This is a genomic window from Paenibacillus sp. FSL R7-277 (genome assembly GCF_000517965.1).
Taxonomy (GTDB): Bacteria; Bacillota; Bacilli; order Paenibacillales; family Paenibacillaceae; genus Paenibacillus_AQ; species Paenibacillus_AQ silagei.
Genome location: NZ_ASPX01000115.1, coordinates 229,851 through 245,858, shown reverse-complemented (window position 1 = coordinate 245,858; position 16,008 = coordinate 229,851). Strand labels below are relative to the sequence as shown.

Genomic DNA, 16,008 nt, shown 5'->3' with positions numbered 1-16,008 from the left:
GAAGATGCCGACTATCTATATCGCCGGAGACTCTACCGCCGCCCAGAAGGGCGGCGGGGAATGGCCAATGGCCGGATGGGGCGAGTACCTGCAGCAGTATGTCAGCCGGAAGGTGCAGATTGAGAACCGGGCCATCAACGGACGGAGCACACGCTCCTTCCTGGCAGAGGGCAGACTGGCAGACATGGAGCGGGATTTCCTCCCCGGAGACTTTCTCCTGATCCAGTTCGGCCATAATGACCAGAAGCTGGAGGACCCTCTCCGTTACACGGAGCCGCATACCGAATACCGCCGGAATCTGAAGATATTCATTGATTCCGCCCGCAGCCGGGGCAGCTTCCCTGTACTGCTGACTTCCGTGAGCCGCCGCCGCTTCACTACGGACGGGGAACCAGACCCGCAGGCTGTCGGACTCTATCCGCAGGTTATGCGGGAGGTTGCAGGGGAGACCGGAACACCTCTGCTTGATATTTTTGCCGCCTCCCAGCAGCTCTACCGCAGACTGGGAGTGGAAGCATCGGCCGGGCTGTTCATGCACCTGCCGCCGGGCGCACGCCCCAACTACCCGGACGGCATTACCGATGACACGCATTTCTGCAGCTCCGGGGCGCAGCAGATCGCAGCGCTGGTAGCCGAAGCGCTCGCACAGTGCGCGGAGCTGAAGCTGCTGCATCCGTATCTGCGTGCGGGTGTAGCTGGGGGTCGGCAGGCGAGGTAGCCGAAACGCTAGCGCAGTCCGCGAAGCTGAAACTACTGCACCCGTATCTGCGGGTGTAGCTGTGGGAAGCAGACAAGTGTGTAGTTTGGATTAGGTTATGCATGAGCCTGTGGAGCATTGCAAACATAGCGCACATTATTCGCCATCCTTACATGTTGCTTCAATCCTCAGACAGTATGATCGGGCCGCCTGTGACCACTTTTGGACATAGGCGGCCTTTTTAGTGGCGCTCCATGCGAACTCTTATATCTGAATACAAAGGAGTCTAACCCTATGACCGTTCCATTTCACCTGGGCGTCCGTGCCCATGACTTCAAGCGTTGTCCGCTGCCGCAATTAATAGATAAGCTGAAGGAGCATGGCTTCCCGGCGATTCAGTTAGCGCTGCATAAGTCTTTTCCGGAGAGTGTGGCTGAGCTTGGCGCACTAAGTCCGGGTGCTGCTGCGTACTATGGCGATGCCTTCAGACAAGCAGGTATCAAGATTGCTGTCCTTGGCTGTTATGTGAACATTATTGATGCTGACCCTGCCAAGCGCGCGCAGGCGCTGAGCGACTTCAACACTCATCTGCGGCTGGCCCGAGACTTCGGCGCGAGTCTGGTCGGTACGGAGACCGGCAGTGTAAGTCAGGGGTATACACCGGATAACTTCACGGAGGAGGCTTTTGAACAAGTGGTTGACTCCGTCAGTGCCATGGTTGCTGAGGCCCAACGGTTCGGAGTAACTGTGGGCATCGAGGCAGGCGTCAACCACCCGCTCTACACGGTTCCGTTAGCCCGGCGTCTGCTGGATACCGTGGCGTCCAATAACCTGCAAATTATACTGGATGCCGCGAATCTGATGACCCCGGAGAATTACCTTCAGCAGGAGCAGATTGTGGCAGAAGCGCTGGAGCTCCTCGGAGACCGGATCGCGGTTCTGCATCTGAAGGATTTCACAGTCAAGAACGGCACCATCGACATCGTTCCTGCCGGACAAGGGATGCTGAACTTCGCCCCGCTGCTCCGCTACATGAAATATAAGCGCCCGCATATCCAGGGCCTGCTGGAGAGCACTCCAGAGGAACATCTCAAGGCCAGCGCGCAATTCCTGCGGAGAATTTATAACGAGGTTTAACAAAAGTACTCTGCAGATGGATGTTGGGTACTTGATGAGGGTAATCTTGCACAAACTGCAGCTTCTCCCCCAACATATACACTTATAACTAGAATTGTTGTACAAAAGGCAGGAATCCTCCTCTAACTAAGCATCCTGGCCTGCACATTCCTGCATTTCCTGCAACAATCCTCTGGCAAGCCCCGGTTTCGGGGTAGCCAAGTTGCATAACTTGCAACATTTGAGTTATTTGAGGGTATTTGCTCTAAACGAGCGCTCCACTAAGCAGCGCGCTTAAACAGCGCGCTCTAGGTATAGCAATAAGACCGCCCATAGTTAACCGGGCGGTCCGTTGCTTGGTGCCGCTATTCCCCGGCCTCGGGGGAAATCACACCTTTTTTGAGTATAATATTCCCGTAGAGCGCCTCTTCCCCTGTAATTAGAATGGCGTAGCTGTGCTTGGAGCGGTCATAGAAGTCGAAACGCTCTTCATACTCCACCTGCACCGCAGGATCATGCCGGGTGAGAATCTCCTTGTACGTGTCCCATATCACAGGGACTGTGGGGTCTCCCTCCACTACAGCCATGAAGGCCGCCTGAGCCGGAGCATAATGATCCAGCGGTAGCAGCTCCAGGATGGCGTCAAGCAGCCGGGGGATACCGATCCCGTCAGCCCGCAGCACCCGGGAATGCAGCGCATGTCCCGGATAATTGGCATCCGCCAGCACCAGCTCATCCCCGTGGCCCATCTCCATCAGGGTGCGGACGAGCTCGGGGGAGAGCAGTTTAGGTATTTTTTTGAGCATAATTATATCTCCTCTCGGCTTCATTACATCCCGTAAAATGATCTCAGCGCCACCAGCTCCTCAATCCGGTGCGGCGGCAGCTCACGCTCTCCCCCGATCATGCGGGTCAGGAAGGTCAGCTTCGCCGTATACTCAAGCCGCTCCATGTTCATATAAGCAGCCATTACATCCTTGCCCCAGGTCAGGGCCCCGTGGCTCTCCAGCAGCACTGCGGTCTTCTTGCCCAGGAAGGGAGTCAGCGAATCCGGGATCTCTTCGGTCGAAGGCGTCCCGTATACCGCCAGTGGAATGTCCCCCATGGCAATGACGGATTCCGGCATCATCATTTTGTCCAGAGCTTCACCCTTGATGGCAAAAGCGGTAGCATACGGCGGATGCGCATGAACCACCCCGCCCATCTCCGGCAGCTCGTTGTAGATCTTCAGGTGCATCTTCACTTCCGTGGACGGCCGGTAGCCCTCCGCTGCATCCAGGATCTCTCCCTGCAGATTGACTTTGACCAGCATATGCGGCTGCAGATAGCCTTTGCTGACTCCTGTGGGCGAAGTAATGACCTCCGTGGCCGACAGGCGGGCGGAGATATTGCCGTCATTGGCCGCGATGAAATCCTTGTTGAACAGATTCCGGCCGATATCGCAGATTAGACGCCGTAGTTCTTCTTCATGATTATTCATAATTGCCCCCTTGATTGCTGCTTGATTGCTGTATGAAGCTTGTCAGTTCTGATGTATTAAAGACGGCTGATACCGGAGCGTTGAGCAGGACCGGGCTGCCACCCTGCGGACCTCTGCGGGATCGACAGCACCGAGCGCCGTCAATTGCACCAAAAGGTTACCGATCGCGCTCGCTTCTACCGGTCCGGCAATAACCTCTTTGCCGGTGGCATCCGCCGTCAGCTGGCACAGCAGCTTGTTCTGAATGCCGCCGCCGACCATGTGAATGCAGCGCACCGGATGGCCGGTTAGCGCCTCCAGCTCTCGGATCGTATCCGCGTACGACCGGGCCAAGCTCTCCAGAATCGAGCGGATGATCTCCGCCCGGGTCTGCGGCACCGGCTGCCCGGTGCGGATGCAGTAGGATTCAATCCGCAGCGGCATATCGCCCGGTGTGCTGAAGAGCGGATCATTCGGGTCCAGCATGGCGATGCACGCCTTGGACCGGTCCAGCTGCCCGGCCAGCTCGGCGGCTTCCTGATGGCTGAGCCGTTCCCCCGCTTCAGCCCAGCACCGCTGGGTCTCCTGGAGCAGCCAGAGGCCGGTGATATTCTTCAGCAGCCGGTTGGTGCCGCCGAAGCCGCTCTCGTTAGTGAAGCCGCTGGCCCGGGCGGCATCGCTTAATATGGGCTCCGCCGTCTCCAGGCCGACCAGCGACCAGGTTCCGCAGCTGATGAATGCAGCGGACGGCAGCGTGGGGCTGAGTCCGGCGGGCCGGTCAGGTCCGGCGGAGCTTGGATCTGGGGAGCTAAGATCGGCGTTGCTAGGATCAGCGCTGCCAGGGCCGACACAGCTAGCATCGGTGCAGTTAGAGTCGAATCCGCCGTAAGGAATGGACGCCACGGCGGAAGCCGTATCATGCGAGGCTCCAGCGATGATCTGGAGCGGGCCGCTGCCCAGCTCTTCCTGGAGTGCGGGCCGGAGCTCCCCCAGCACCGTGCCTGCCGGAACCAGCCGGGGCACAAGCGTCACCGGCAGCCCCAGCCTGCGCAGCACTTCGGCTGCAGGCGCTGTGGACTGCGGATTCAGCAGGCCGCTGGTGCTCCAGATGGTCTGCTCGGCCACGGCCACACCGCTGAGCATATAATTGAACAGATCCGGCATCAGCAGCAGCTGTCTGGCGGTTGTCCGCAGCTCCGGCTTCGCCATAAGATCGGCAAACAATTGATACACCGTATTAATCGGGCTGGACTGGTTGCCCGTCAGCTTGAATTGCTCTGCCGGAGGCAGCGCAGCCTCTAGTACTGAAGCGAAGTCCGCCGCCCGCTGATCCCTGTAATGATGCGGAGCGTCCAGCAGCCCGCCCTGCTCATCCAGCAGGCCGTAGTCGACTCCCCAGGTATCCACGCTCAGAGAGCGCAGAGGGCCATACTTTGCCGCAGCCGCTGCAATCCCTTGCTTGAGCTCCTCAAGCAGCCGCTGCACATCCCAGTGCAAATGTCCGTTGACCTCTACCGGTCCGTTAGGGAAGCGGTGAATCTCCTCCACCGTCACCTTTCCGTCCCTGTAGCTTCCCAGCATCACTCTGCCGGAGCTGGCTCCCAGGTCGATGGCCAGCAGCCGGATTCCTTGGTTACCGGTTACCTCCATAACTTGCGTCTTCGCCTCTGTCATCTTCCCACCTCTTCACGTGGAGGATTAGTAGAGCGGGCCAAAGTTGCGGCAGGCTCTGTAATCGGCACTCTCCAGATTCTCTGTGCCGAACAGCGACCAGACGCGCGGGCGGAAAATCCGCGTTTCTTCCACGTTATGCATACTGACCGGAATCCGCAGGATCGAGGCCAGCGTAATGAGCTCTGCGCCAATATGTCCGTAGCTGATCGCCCCGTGATTGGCACCCCAATTGTTCATCACATCGTAGACAGACTGGAACGAGCCCTTGCCGGTCAGCTTCGGAGCGAACCAAGTTGTCGGCCAGGTAGGGTCTGTGCGCTGGTCGAGCGTTTCATGAACCTCTCCCGGCAGCTCAACAGTATAGCCCTCTACCAGCTGGAGCACAGGTCCCAGACCCTTGACCAGATTGAGCCGGGCCATGGTGACCGGCATGCCGCCCCGGGTCAGGTAGTCCGTGGAGAAGCCGCCTCCCCGGAAATATTCCTGGGAAGCCGGGCGGAACTGGGTCTGTGCGATACAGGCAGCTGCCTCTTCATCCGTGATGTCCCAGAACGGCTTGATCGCCGGCTTGCCGTCAATGCTCTGCTCGCCGGTGCCGTCCAGCGCTGCCGAGCCCGAATTAATCAGATGCAGCAGACCGCCTGCCGCCGCTCCCGCAAGGTCATACCCGGTCACTCGCTTCACGGCAGCCGGACTCCAGAAGGTGCGCACATCGGCAAAGATCTGCGCCGTATTCGTCAGCAGATAATTGAACAGCATCGTTACCCCGTTCAGGCTGTCATTCTCGGTGGCGACGATATAAGGTGCCCGTCTGCCGTTCCAGTCGAACGAGGAGTTCAGAATCGTCTCCATGAAGTCGCCGTTCGGGAAATGGTCGGTCCATTGCCGCTGGCCCTGGAAGCCGCCCAGCAGGGCATTGTGACCACCCGCTTCTTCTTCGAAGCCAAGCTTTGCAAGCTGCGGATTGCCGGTCATGAGATCACGGGCAATCAGCGTCATTTTGACAACCGTCTCCCACTGCTCTTCCTTAACCTCTTCACTGAGCTGCAGATGCTGCGGGTTATTATCCGCCCCCACACGGCAGTTGTCCTTCACCCAGGCCAGCGCCCGCGCGAACTCCTCGGGATCATAGATCCCTTCCTCAAATCTGCGTACAAATTCAGACATATCGATATATTCATTGCGCATGCCGAGATATTCCTGGAAGAACTGCTCGTTGACGATGGAACCGGCAATCCCCATAGACACGGAGCCCATCGACAGATAGGACTTCCCCTTCATCAGAGCAGCCGCCAGCGCGGACTTCGCGAATTGCAGCAGCTTCACCTGAACATCCGCCGGGATCTCCTCGCTGCTGGATTCCTGGACATCCTCTCCGTAGATGCCGAAGGCCGGAATGCCTTTTTGCGCATAAGCAGACAGAACTGCCGCCAGATATACCGCCCCGGGGCGCTCCGTTCCGTTGAAACCCCATACCGCAAGCGGAATTGTCGCATCCATGTCCATCGTTTCCGATCCATAGCACCAGCACGGGGTGACTGTAATGGATACGCCTACACCTGCACCCGCGAACTTCTGCGCCGCCGCAGCAGCCTCCTTCACGCCGCCAATCGTAGAATCGGCAATGATACACTCCACCTGTGAACCATCCGGATACCTTACATTCTCCTGCAAAAATGCCGCCACGCGCTGCGCCATGCCCATCGTCTGCGCCTCCAGCGATTCGCGCACCCCGCGTCTTCTGCCGTCAATTGTCGGCCGGATTCCAATCTTCGGATATTTTGCTGTCACTGCTGTTCCTCCCCGGATCATTAGTTAATGGTATGAGAACATTACACTGGAGCTATAGCTCCGATTAGTAAGCGCTACCAAATACAGCCTCTGCGGTCTGCACCCTCTTGTCTTTCGCCGCAGGCTTTCCATTTCCTCTACATCATAGAATCACTCACCTGCAAAGTCAACACTATTCCACACATTAATTTTGGTTGTTATGTGGTTTTGTGTGATATAATGACGTTAAACTGTGGAATCCTCTGTGATTGCGGGATTTATGTTAGGCAGCAGATTATAGTAAACTGTATACAACTACATAACGTAAGGGTGGGCATAATATGAAGGCTTTTGAACGGCGGGATCTGGTCATTAATGAGCTCTACAGGCATAAGAAGGTTCACGTTGCGGATCTGGCGCAGAAATTCGGTGTATCGGAGGAGACGATCCGGCGCGATCTCGACCGGCTGGACAAGGAGGGCATTGCCAAGAAGAATTACGGCGGGGCGATTCTGAACGTCCACACCAACGAGGACCCTTCCTACTCGCACAGGCATCAGGTCAACATTGAAGCGAAGCGGATGATTGCGGCAAGGTTGCTGGAGCTGATTAATGACGGGGACAGTGTGATGACGGACACCAGCACAACGGCTTTTGAAGGCTTGCGGAGAATCGTCGAGGACAAAAAAAATCTGACCATCATCACCAATTCCCTGGCGGTATTGTCAGAATTCCAGCATTCCGGGCAAAAGCTCATCTCCACGGGGGGCCTGCTCGGGCCGGAGACCAGCTCTTTCGTAGGGCCTACGGCCTCGCAGACCATCCTGAAATATAATGTGGATGTGGCTATTTTCAGCTGCAAGGCACTCTCCATGAACGGCGGACTCTGTGATTCCAACGAGGCGGAGACCGAGCTTAAGGTGCTGATGCAGCAGCAGGCGAGCAAGGTGGTCCTGCTGGCTGACCATTCCAAGTTCGACCGGATCGCCTTCATCCGGCTGTTCAGCTTCGACAAGGTCGATTATATCGTCACCGATCAGCGGCCGTCTGAGGAATGGATGGAGTTCCTTGCCAAGTATCAGATCTCCCTGCTCTATCCTGCGGATTCACAATAAGTCTTAATGCTCACGCTTAAAAGCCTGCGCCGACACGTACACGAACCGTTCCGCTCTGGCCATCATATGGAACTTCTGCTCCGGGAAGTGGCGGTACAGGTAATCCACGAAATAGCCCGGATTCTCGGTGTTGCCGGCGAACAGGTCATAATGCAGCGGAACCACGGTCTCAAAGCCTGAGGTTGCCGCAAATTCCGCCGCTTCCCGGTAATTCATATTGCCGACGATATTGCGGCTTCCCCGGTAATAGTCGCGTCCGTTAATCGGCAGCAGCGCCAGATCGATCTTGCGGCTACCTACCTCCTCAATCAGCTCAGGGAACAGCACGGTGTCCCCGGCATGATAGAGCGTCACCCCGTTCAGCTCCAGAATGTAGCCGACATACTTGGGATTGCCCTGTTCATCGCAGTCCAGCTGTTCGTGCGCCGCTGCAACGGGAATGACCTTCAGCCCGCTTGCAGGCTCTGCTTCACCGGGAGGCAAGGCAGCGGTCAGCTGCTCCTTGCCGATGCCCAGCTCCTGCAGACGCTCCAGGCAGACCGCCGGAGCCATGAACTGCGCCTGCGGATTCAGCCCGGCAAGCACGGGCAGGGCCTCCTCATCCAGATGATCCGAATGGTCGTGGGTAATCAGGCAGACCTCCATATTCTTAATATCTGCCGGTGCAACCGGCGGCGGGAAGCTGCGGTCCGGATTCGGTGATACATACGGGTCAATATATACGGTTACATCTGCGCCCTTGACAATAACGCTGGCTTGTCCGAGAAACCAGACCGCCAGGCAGCCGTAAGGCACCTCTGTGCTGCGGATTTCTTCGATTAATTCTGGTCCTGCTAATGGCATAGCGGGTTGCTCCCTTCCTCTTCTATCGCTCATTCATCATAGCTGGCTGTTTCATCCCTGTTTAGTTTATACCCGCGAGAAGACAAATGGAAGCGCTTGTGATAATCCCTGCTTGTTACCAATGCCATTTCATGGGTACAATTATTAGATAGTCTACTTCTATAATGGACAGATAAAGGACAGGTGAAATGAATGCAGAATTACGGATTCGCAAGAGTCGCCGCCGCTTCCCCGGAACTCCGGGTGGCCGACTGCGTATTCAATGCAGACCAGATAATTGAAGCCATCAATACAGCCAGCACCCAGGAGGTGGAGTACCTGGTACTCCCGGAGCTGTGCATCACCGGCTACAGCTGTGCGGACCTGTTCCTCCAGCCCCGGCTGCTGGAATCCGCGATGCAGGCGCTGCTGCGGATTACAGCCGCAACGGCAGAGCACCGGATGATTGTCATTGCCGGTCTGCCGGTCTCCATCAAGAGCAGGCTGTTTAACTGTGCCGCTGTCCTCCAGCAGGGCCGGATTCTCGGGATTGTGGTCAAGACCTGCATTCCCGGCTACAGCGAATTCTATGAGCCGCGCTGGTTCGCCGGAGCCGAGGAGCTGGAGGTGACCGAGCTGCGGATCGGCGGATCGGCGGTGCCGGTGGGCAATGATCTGATTTTTGCCTGTGAGAGTGACGGGAACCTGTCGTTCGGTGTGGAGATCTGCGAGGATCTCTGGGTGCCGGTGCCGCCAAGCAGCCTGCTGGCCCAGGCCGGGGCCACGCTGCTGTTCAACCCGTCGGCCAGCAACGAGCTGGTCGGCAAGGCTGATTACCGCCGCCAGCTGGTCGGCAGTCAGTCTGCCTCCTGTGTGGCCGGTTATGTCTATGCCAGCTGTAATACCGGCGAGTCGACAACAGACGTTGTCTTCGGCGGACATTCGCTGATCGCGGAGAACGGCCAGCTGCTGGCCGAATCGGAACGCTTCACCCACGAGAGCCGGATGATTACCGCCGACATTGACCTGCCGCGGATGCAGTATTCCCGCACCGTGATGGGAACGTTCCGGGCCGGCAAGGGCGGACGCAATTACCGCGAGATTCTCTACGCTGCGCCGCTCAGCAGCAGCACCCGGCGGGAGCTGAAACGAAGCGTAGGCGTCAACCCGTTCGTGCCGGGCAATCCGCTCCAGCGGGACGAACGCTGCCAGGAGATTCTCTCGATCCAGACCTCCGGTCTGATGAAGCGCATCCGCCACATCGGCACCAAGCAGGCTGTGATCGGCATCTCCGGCGGCCTCGACTCTACGCTTGCGCTGCTGGTTGCCGTGCGGGCTATGGAGCTGCTCGGGCGTCCGGCCAGTGATGTGCTGGCGGTCACAATGCCGGGCTTCGGCACGACCAGCCGCACGTACGACAACGCGGTAGGCTTGATCAAGGCACTCGGCGCCTCGATGAAGGTCGTTGACATCAAGGCGGCCTGCCTCCAGCATTTCGCGGACATCGGCCACGACCCCGAGGTGCATGACCTGACATACGAGAACGTACAAGCCCGCGAGCGTACCCAGATTCTGATGGACCTCGCCAACAAGAACGGCGGGATTGTCATCGGCACGGGCGACCTGTCCGAGCTGGCGCTGGGCTGGTGTACCTATAACGGCGACCATATGTCGATGTACAGCGTGAATTCGGGCATTCCGAAGACGCTGATCCAGTATGTTGTCGCCTGGTATGCAGACCACGAAGCACACGAGACGGTGAGCAAGTATCTCTACAGCATTATCGAGACCGGAATCAGCCCGGAGCTGCTGCCACCTTCGGCAACCGGAGAGATTGTCCAGCTGACCGAGAATATTCTGGGCCCTTACATTGTGCATGACTTCTTCCTGTATTACATGCTGCGTACAGGCGCTTCTCCCGGCAAAATGCTCTATCTCGCCCAGCACGCCTTCGGCGAAGCCTATCCTAAGGAGCAGCTAACCGCCTGGCTGAAGGTGTTCGTCACCCGCTTCTTCACCCAGCAGTTCAAGCGCTCCTGCCTGCCGGACGGACCGAAGGTCGGTACGGTCAGCCTCTCGCCGCGCGGCGACTGGCGCATGCCAAGCGATGCTTCCGCCGCGCTCTGGCTGCAGGAAATCGAAGAACTGTAGCTCCTGGCCGCAGCAGCATGGCCTAAGGCAAAGAGGCGTCCCCCATCATCGCAGGATGATCAGGGACGCCTCTTTTGTCAGCAATCTGCTTCACTCGTACCGATTATCAAGAATCAAGACTTCATCGCTGCCGAACGGAGTCTGAATCGTTACCGTCTCTCCCGGGCACGCCAGAATCAGCCCTCTGCCCATGGGCGACCAGAGTGAGATGCAGAATTCATCCAGCTCGGCTTCACCGGGGATGACAATCCGGTACGGCTCATCAAGCGTCTCCTGGCCGATCCGCAGCGACACCCGGGACCCGACCAGCACCATAGAACGCTCTAGCGCATCGTTGTCACCGGACAGAATCCGCTCCACCGTCTCCTGATAACGCTTGATCATCGCCTGTACCTCTGCCCGCTCAGCCGGGGACTCCCATGTTCCCCTGTCCAGAATGGAGAATTTATGCTCATCGAGATAGACCAGCTGCTGCACCAGCTCCTCGCGTAAGGAAACTGTTCTGAGACTATGGCTCATAGTAGATTTCACCTACCTTCTTCATCAGGTCATGCTCGAAAATACGCTTGTTCCTGCTCATAGCCCTCAGTCCTCCCATATAAGAAAATAGATCCCGCGCAGGGACCTATTCTCTATGATAGCATCTTTCCCGGGAAAGACAATCTCATGTGCAGGGGATGGCGCGCTCCGGTTCAACGCTTCACAGAATCGGCAGATTTCCCGGACGTTCCGGCAACGGCCCGGCTGTACATATTCAGGTCCTGCAGCTTGATCAGCACCTTGCCGAACCGTCCGCCTTGGCGGACAACGACTTGCTGCTGCGGGTATGCCGTGTGCAGATAATCCGTAACTGCCTTGCGGGTAGCCTCTCCCCCATCCAGATGATGCAGCGGCAGCATCTCCATCACCTCTGCGGCTGCTGCCTCCAGTGATAGCTCCTTGCTTTTCGCTTCGCGGGTAATGATCGTCTCATAGGAATAGCCCTTCAAATATAATAATTGAGTCAGATAAGCCATATCCGAGGACTCTGCATGAACCTCCCGGCCCGTCAGCAGCGGCAATACTTCATTCATCAGGCTATGCTCCTGCACACCTGCCGAGGTGCTGATATAACAGTATTTCCGGGCACAGCTGATCACCTTCTCCGTGCTCTCCCAGTCGAAGACCGCAGGACACATGGACACGAAGACCAGATCGAAGGCATTCAGCCAGCCCCGCGCGGCAATGTCGATATTCTCGAATGCTTCATGCACCAGCTCCACCTGTCCCGTAGCCGCTCCGGCCGTGTTCTTCAGGAACAGCTCCGCCAAGGGAACATTAGGCTCTACTGCTGTAACCTTGGCCCCCCGCTCGATAAAAGGAACCGTGAACCCGCCCGAAGCCGCCCCCACATCGAGAACAGTCAACCCGTTAAAATCCACACCCTGGCCTTCCATCCAGCCGATAATCCGCTCACTCCGGTCCCGCCCGGCACTGCTGAATACCTCTTCATTGAACACCTGCGCTTTATGATCGAAGCTCGTGTGCGGGTTCATGCCCATCGCCTTGAACTTGTTGGCCATTGCCTTGGGATCTTCCTTCCAGGCCTTCTCCCATACGCTTGCATCGAATAATCCGTTATTCATTACTAATTCATCCTCTCCTGAGTGTCTTGATTGTCTTAACTGCAATACAATTACACAGACTTAAAAGATTTTGAATATCTATAATACCCGCTAAGTTGCAACGGCTATACCGCCCCTGAAGGGACGGTATCCGTTGCAGCGGGAAATAGCAGCACACAGTTTGACGCAGCAAGATGCCATAGCTTAATGCATGGACAGCATTTTCCCGGCAAGCTCGGACATCATTTTGTTACGCAAATAGTCTTCCATCTGCCCTTCGGCCTTGACCATCTCCTGCTGAATCAGACACTCGCTGGGATGGTCCAGGGCGCAGTCAAACAGCGACGCTGTGCCTTCAATGGCATGGATGATATCCAGGAACGAGATTTCGTTCCCCTTGCGCCGCAGACGATACCCGCCATTCGCACCGGATGCAGACTCGATAAGCCCGGCCTTGACCAGCTTGGTCAGAATCTTGGATAAATACGTTGGCGATACATTCTGCCGCTCGGCAAGCTGCTGAACGCCCATCGGCTTATCGGGAGTGTGCGCCACCAGGAACAGCATCGTGTGCAGGGCGTAGTTCGTTGCTTTGGAGTACTTCATGTCTTATTCCACCTTACCTATGGACTATGTCCGCAATTACAGACTTCATTTGTCTATGATAGCCCTTATGCAGGGAGATTGCAAGCACCGGGAGGGGGGATGGGGAAAGATAACAAGTGGGTACGGATTTGTTGTCCTTTAGACAGCCCGCTTACGTCCGCCTCGGCGCATTGTGTTCGGTTTTTCGCCTACATCCAGCCCACGCGCCGCAAAAAAAAAACAGAGCCCCGTACTCCCGAGGGCTCTGCATCGCAGCATTATCAATGGCTGAAATAGCCCGTCTACACGCCACTTACTTCCGCAAAGGGTACTGGAATCTGTATTCCCCCGAGCCAAGTGTAACCTTCACCACCTGTGCCAGCTGCTCAGCGGAATGAATGCCTGGGACCTGCTCAAGCGGCTGCCCGGCCGCCATTCCTGTCTCCGACACTTCGGCCAGCAAGGCGTCCGGCAACAGCACCGTAGCTGAGGTATTCGGGGGAATCACGGCGATCAGCCCGATTGTCCCGGAATCTATCGTCCATTCGGAGCGGATCGTCCCGTACATGGATTCCAGACTGGCGGCAGCCGAGGTCAGTCCGCCTCCCGGATGCGGCTGGATCAGGAACTGCTTATAGCCCGGCCCTTCCTCTGTCTGCTCGATCCCGGCCACATGGCGGTACAGGAAATCCCCTACCGCCCCGTAAGCATAGTGATTGAAGGAATTCATCTCCTTGCTCCAGAAGCTGCCATCCTCCTTAATCCCGTCCCAGTGCTCCCAGATCGTAGTTGCGCCTTGTGTAATCTGATACAGCCAGGATGGATAGTCCATCTGGAGCAGCAGCTTGTAGGCAGCCTCGTAATGTCCCGCATCCGCCAGCACCAGATTTAAGTATGGTGTGCCGACGAAGCCTGTCGTAAGGTGATACCCGCTCGCTTCCAGCAGCTGGACAAGTCTCGCAACCGTGCGGTCCTTTGCACTTCCTTCCACCAGTCCGAACATTAGCGCCAGCACACAGGCTGTTTGGGTAGCTGGACCTTCCTCCCCCGCTGGTATGATATACGCTTGGTTGAACGCATCCTTGACCCGGCTATGAAGCTGCGAGTATTCCTCTACATCTTCTGCCCGGCCCAGCACCTTCGCCGTCTTCTCCATCAGCTGGACCGAATAGGCATAGAAGGCTGTTGCGATATAATTTCTGTCCGTAGCACCCACATGACTGTCCGGCTTGGAATCCAGCCCCAGCCAGTCACCGAAATGGTTGCCGGTATTCCACAGGAACTCCTCCGTCCCCTGGCGGCGGATATACTCCACCCAGCCCTGCATGCTGCTGTACTGCTGCTCCAGAATCCGCTTATCCCCATAACACTGGTAGATCGTCCACGGACAGATTACCGCCGCATCGCCCCAGGCCGCAGAGGAATGCGAATTCTCATCCAGCACATGCGGAATCACGTACGGGACACCGCCGTCCTCCCGCTGATCCGCAGACAGGTCTTTGAGCCATTTGCTGAAAAAGGGCGCCACATTCATCAGATACGCCGAGGTGCGGATGAACATCTGCGCGTCCCCGGTCCACCCTAACCGTTCGTCACGCTGCGGGCAGTCGGTCGGCACATCGACGAAATTGCCCTTTTGCCCCCAGAGAATGTTGTGCTGGAGCTGGTTCAGCAGTGCATTGGAGCAAATGAAGGTGCCAGTCGGCTCCATATCCGAATGCAGCACCACGCCTGTGAAGTCCTGCAGATTCAGCGGGTCCGGGAAGCCGATTAGCTGCACATACCGGAAGCCCTGGAAGGTAAAACGCGGCTGGAAGCTCTCCCTGCCTCCGCCACGGGCGATATAAGTAACGGTCTGCCTGGCCGTCCGGAGGTTGTCGGTATACACATTGCCCCCCTGGTCCAGCACCTCGAAATGCCGCAGCTGATACTCCTGACCCGCCGCGCCATCTACGGTGAACCGCAGCCAGCCGACCATATTCTGGCCCATATCGAGCACCGTCTCCCCTGCCGGGGTGCGGATGAGAGCAACAGGTGCCAATTCCTGGATCGCCCGGACCGGATCATTCTCCTGGGCGAGCAAAATATTCTTGGCATACGGAAGAATCTCCGGCGGTGTCCACAACGTGTCGTCATACCCCGGCAAGCTGAAGCCGTGCTGCGCCAGGCGGGCGTCATAGGTTTCCCCGTGATACAGCTCCGACATCAGCAGCGGGCCGGGCAACACCTTCCACTGCGGGCCGCTCCCTATGATATGCTCCGTGCCGTCCTCATAAGTGAGATGAAGCTGCAACAGCAGCGCTGTGCGGCTGCCATAGATATGCTTCCTGTGCTCCCAGCCGAGATTCCCTTTGTACCAGCCGTTCCCAAGCCAGGCACCAGCCGAATTGTCCCCAAGGGTAAGCAGCGGGGTCACATCATACGTCTGGTATTGCAAGCGATGGCTGTAACTGGTCCAACCAGGATTGAGATAAGTGTCTCCGACCCGCGCTCCGTTCAGCTCCAGCTCATACAGCCCGAGACTGGTCACATAGATCCGGGCCCGGGCGAGCGGCCGGTCCACCTGGAAGTTCCCGCGTAGCAGCGGGCTTTGCTCTGCGTCTTCCGCAAGGCAGGCCAGCGGAGCCGTAATCCATTCAGCGGTCCACTCCTCCGGCGAGAGCAGCCCCATCTCCCACCAGGCTGCTTCGGACCATTCCGTGGGACGATTGTGCTGATCCCATATTTTCACCCGGTAATAATAACGCGTCCTGGACTGCAGCTCCAGCCCCTTCAGCTCGATATGGAGAGATTCACCGGACTCCACTCTGCCCGAATCCCACCATACGCTCCCGAAGTCCGCCGCGCCTGCCACCTGTAATTGATATGCCTGCTGCCTTACATCCCGCTCATCCGCACTCACCTGCCAGCTGATTCTTGGATTACGGATATCCAGCCCCAGCGGATTCTCCTTATACTCCACTCGCGGTTTTTGGATAGCTATCATTGAATACACCTCACCTTTTATAGGATTAA

13 protein-coding genes are annotated in these 16,008 nt (G+C 57.3%); 4 read left to right on the top strand and 9 right to left on the bottom strand.

The genetic code is table 11. The features are described 5' to 3' along the window. The first annotated feature begins 4 nt into the window (after positions 1 to 4). Together C173_RS28945 and C173_RS28940 are read left to right on the top strand one after the other, a co-directional pair. Positions 5 to 718, top strand: a complete 714-nt coding sequence (locus C173_RS28945) for a rhamnogalacturonan acetylesterase (RefSeq protein ID WP_051478621.1) — start codon at positions 5 to 7, stop codon at positions 716 to 718. A gap of 273 nt (positions 719 to 991) precedes the next feature. After that, positions 992 to 1,834: a sugar phosphate isomerase/epimerase family protein gene (locus C173_RS28940; protein WP_036731753.1), complete on the top strand. Its 843-nt coding sequence runs from the start codon at positions 992 to 994 to the stop codon at positions 1,832 to 1,834. 344 nt (positions 1,835 to 2,178) lie between these two features. Here C173_RS28940 and fucU read toward each other — a convergent pair whose 3' ends face one another. From fucU to C173_RS28920, 4 genes are read right to left on the bottom strand one after another with little or no spacing between them, the layout of a single operon-like run. After that, positions 2,179 to 2,619: an L-fucose mutarotase gene (gene fucU / locus C173_RS28935; RefSeq protein ID WP_036698546.1), complete on the bottom strand. Its 441-nt coding sequence runs from the start codon at positions 2,617 to 2,619 to the stop codon at positions 2,179 to 2,181. 23 nt (positions 2,620 to 2,642) lie between these two features. After that, positions 2,643 to 3,293, bottom strand: a complete 651-nt coding sequence (locus C173_RS28930; RefSeq protein WP_036731751.1) for a class II aldolase/adducin family protein — start codon at positions 3,291 to 3,293, stop codon at positions 2,643 to 2,645. A 42-nt stretch (positions 3,294 to 3,335) separates the two neighbouring features. After that, the gene (locus C173_RS35220) at positions 3,336 to 4,946 is read right to left on the bottom strand and encodes a rhamnulokinase (RefSeq protein ID WP_063830961.1); all 1,611 of its coding nucleotides are present in this window, start codon (positions 4,944 to 4,946) and stop codon (positions 3,336 to 3,338) included. Positions 4,947 to 4,970: 24 nt separating this feature from the next. After that, positions 4,971 to 6,758: an L-fucose isomerase gene (locus tag C173_RS28920; RefSeq protein ID WP_036731749.1), complete on the bottom strand. Its 1,788-nt coding sequence runs from the start codon at positions 6,756 to 6,758 to the stop codon at positions 4,971 to 4,973. A 299-nt stretch (positions 6,759 to 7,057) separates the two neighbouring features. On the opposite strand from C173_RS28920, the gene C173_RS28915 reads away from it, so the two are divergent. Next, complete coding sequence (locus C173_RS28915) at positions 7,058 to 7,831, top strand: DeoR/GlpR family DNA-binding transcription regulator (RefSeq protein ID WP_036731747.1); 774 nt, start codon at positions 7,058 to 7,060, stop codon at positions 7,829 to 7,831. A 3-nt stretch (positions 7,832 to 7,834) separates the two neighbouring features. Here the strand turns inward: C173_RS28915 and C173_RS28910 are convergent, their stop codons facing one another. After that, complete coding sequence (locus C173_RS28910) at positions 7,835 to 8,674, bottom strand: MBL fold metallo-hydrolase (protein WP_155991678.1); 840 nt, start codon at positions 8,672 to 8,674, stop codon at positions 7,835 to 7,837. A gap of 192 nt (positions 8,675 to 8,866) precedes the next feature. Between C173_RS28910 and C173_RS28905 the strand changes: the two genes are divergently transcribed. Then, positions 8,867 to 10,804 carry an NAD(+) synthase gene (locus tag C173_RS28905; RefSeq protein ID WP_036731742.1) on the top strand — a complete coding sequence of 646 codons (1,938 nt, stop codon included), beginning with the start codon at positions 8,867 to 8,869 and terminating at the stop codon, positions 10,802 to 10,804. A 90-nt stretch (positions 10,805 to 10,894) separates the two neighbouring features. Here C173_RS28905 and C173_RS28900 read toward each other — a convergent pair whose 3' ends face one another. From C173_RS28900 to C173_RS28885, 4 genes are all read right to left on the bottom strand, one after another. Then, positions 10,895 to 11,323, bottom strand: coding sequence for a GreA/GreB family elongation factor (locus tag C173_RS28900; RefSeq protein WP_036731739.1), 429 nt, complete (start codon positions 11,321 to 11,323; stop codon positions 10,895 to 10,897). Positions 11,324 to 11,496: 173 nt separating this feature from the next. Beyond that, on the bottom strand, positions 11,497 to 12,429 hold the full coding sequence (locus C173_RS28895) for a class I SAM-dependent methyltransferase (RefSeq protein WP_051478586.1): 933 nt from the start codon (positions 12,427 to 12,429) through the stop codon (positions 11,497 to 11,499). A gap of 183 nt (positions 12,430 to 12,612) precedes the next feature. Beyond that, on the bottom strand, positions 12,613 to 13,014 hold the full coding sequence (locus tag C173_RS28890) for an Rrf2 family transcriptional regulator (RefSeq protein ID WP_036731737.1): 402 nt from the start codon (positions 13,012 to 13,014) through the stop codon (positions 12,613 to 12,615). 292 nt (positions 13,015 to 13,306) lie between these two features. Further along, a complete protein-coding gene (locus C173_RS28885; protein ID WP_036731735.1) occupies positions 13,307 to 15,979 on the bottom strand; it encodes a glycoside hydrolase family 78 protein in 2,673 nt (890 codons plus the stop codon). Positions 15,980 to 16,008 lie beyond the last annotated feature (29 nt).

Excerpts from the sequence above, each read along its gene's own strand:
- C173_RS28900 (WP_036731739.1), bottom strand. The coding sequence starts at position 11,323 with ATGAGCCATAGTCTCAGAACAGTTTCCTTACGCGAGGAGCTGGTGCAG.
- C173_RS28920 (WP_036731749.1), bottom strand. The coding sequence starts at position 6,758 with ATGATCCGGGGAGGAACAGCAGTGACAGCAAAATATCCGAAGATTGGA.
- C173_RS28885 (WP_036731735.1), bottom strand. The coding sequence starts at position 15,979 with ATGATAGCTATCCAAAAACCGCGAGTGGAGTATAAGGAGAATCCGCTG.
- C173_RS28910 (WP_155991678.1), bottom strand. The coding sequence starts at position 8,674 with ATGCCATTAGCAGGACCAGAATTAATCGAAGAAATCCGCAGCACAGAG.
- C173_RS28895 (WP_051478586.1), bottom strand. The coding sequence starts at position 12,429 with ATGAATAACGGATTATTCGATGCAAGCGTATGGGAGAAGGCCTGGAAG.
- C173_RS28915 (WP_036731747.1), top strand. The coding sequence starts at position 7,058 with ATGAAGGCTTTTGAACGGCGGGATCTGGTCATTAATGAGCTCTACAGG.
- C173_RS28905 (WP_036731742.1), top strand. The coding sequence starts at position 8,867 with ATGCAGAATTACGGATTCGCAAGAGTCGCCGCCGCTTCCCCGGAACTC.
- C173_RS28890 (WP_036731737.1), bottom strand. The coding sequence starts at position 13,014 with ATGAAGTACTCCAAAGCAACGAACTACGCCCTGCACACGATGCTGTTC.
- fucU (WP_036698546.1), bottom strand. The coding sequence starts at position 2,619 with ATGCTCAAAAAAATACCTAAACTGCTCTCCCCCGAGCTCGTCCGCACC.
- C173_RS28945 (WP_051478621.1), top strand. The coding sequence starts at position 5 with ATGCCGACTATCTATATCGCCGGAGACTCTACCGCCGCCCAGAAGGGC.
- C173_RS35220 (WP_063830961.1), bottom strand. The coding sequence starts at position 4,946 with ATGACAGAGGCGAAGACGCAAGTTATGGAGGTAACCGGTAACCAAGGA.
- C173_RS28930 (WP_036731751.1), bottom strand. The coding sequence starts at position 3,293 with ATGAATAATCATGAAGAAGAACTACGGCGTCTAATCTGCGATATCGGC.
- C173_RS28940 (WP_036731753.1), top strand. The coding sequence starts at position 992 with ATGACCGTTCCATTTCACCTGGGCGTCCGTGCCCATGACTTCAAGCGT.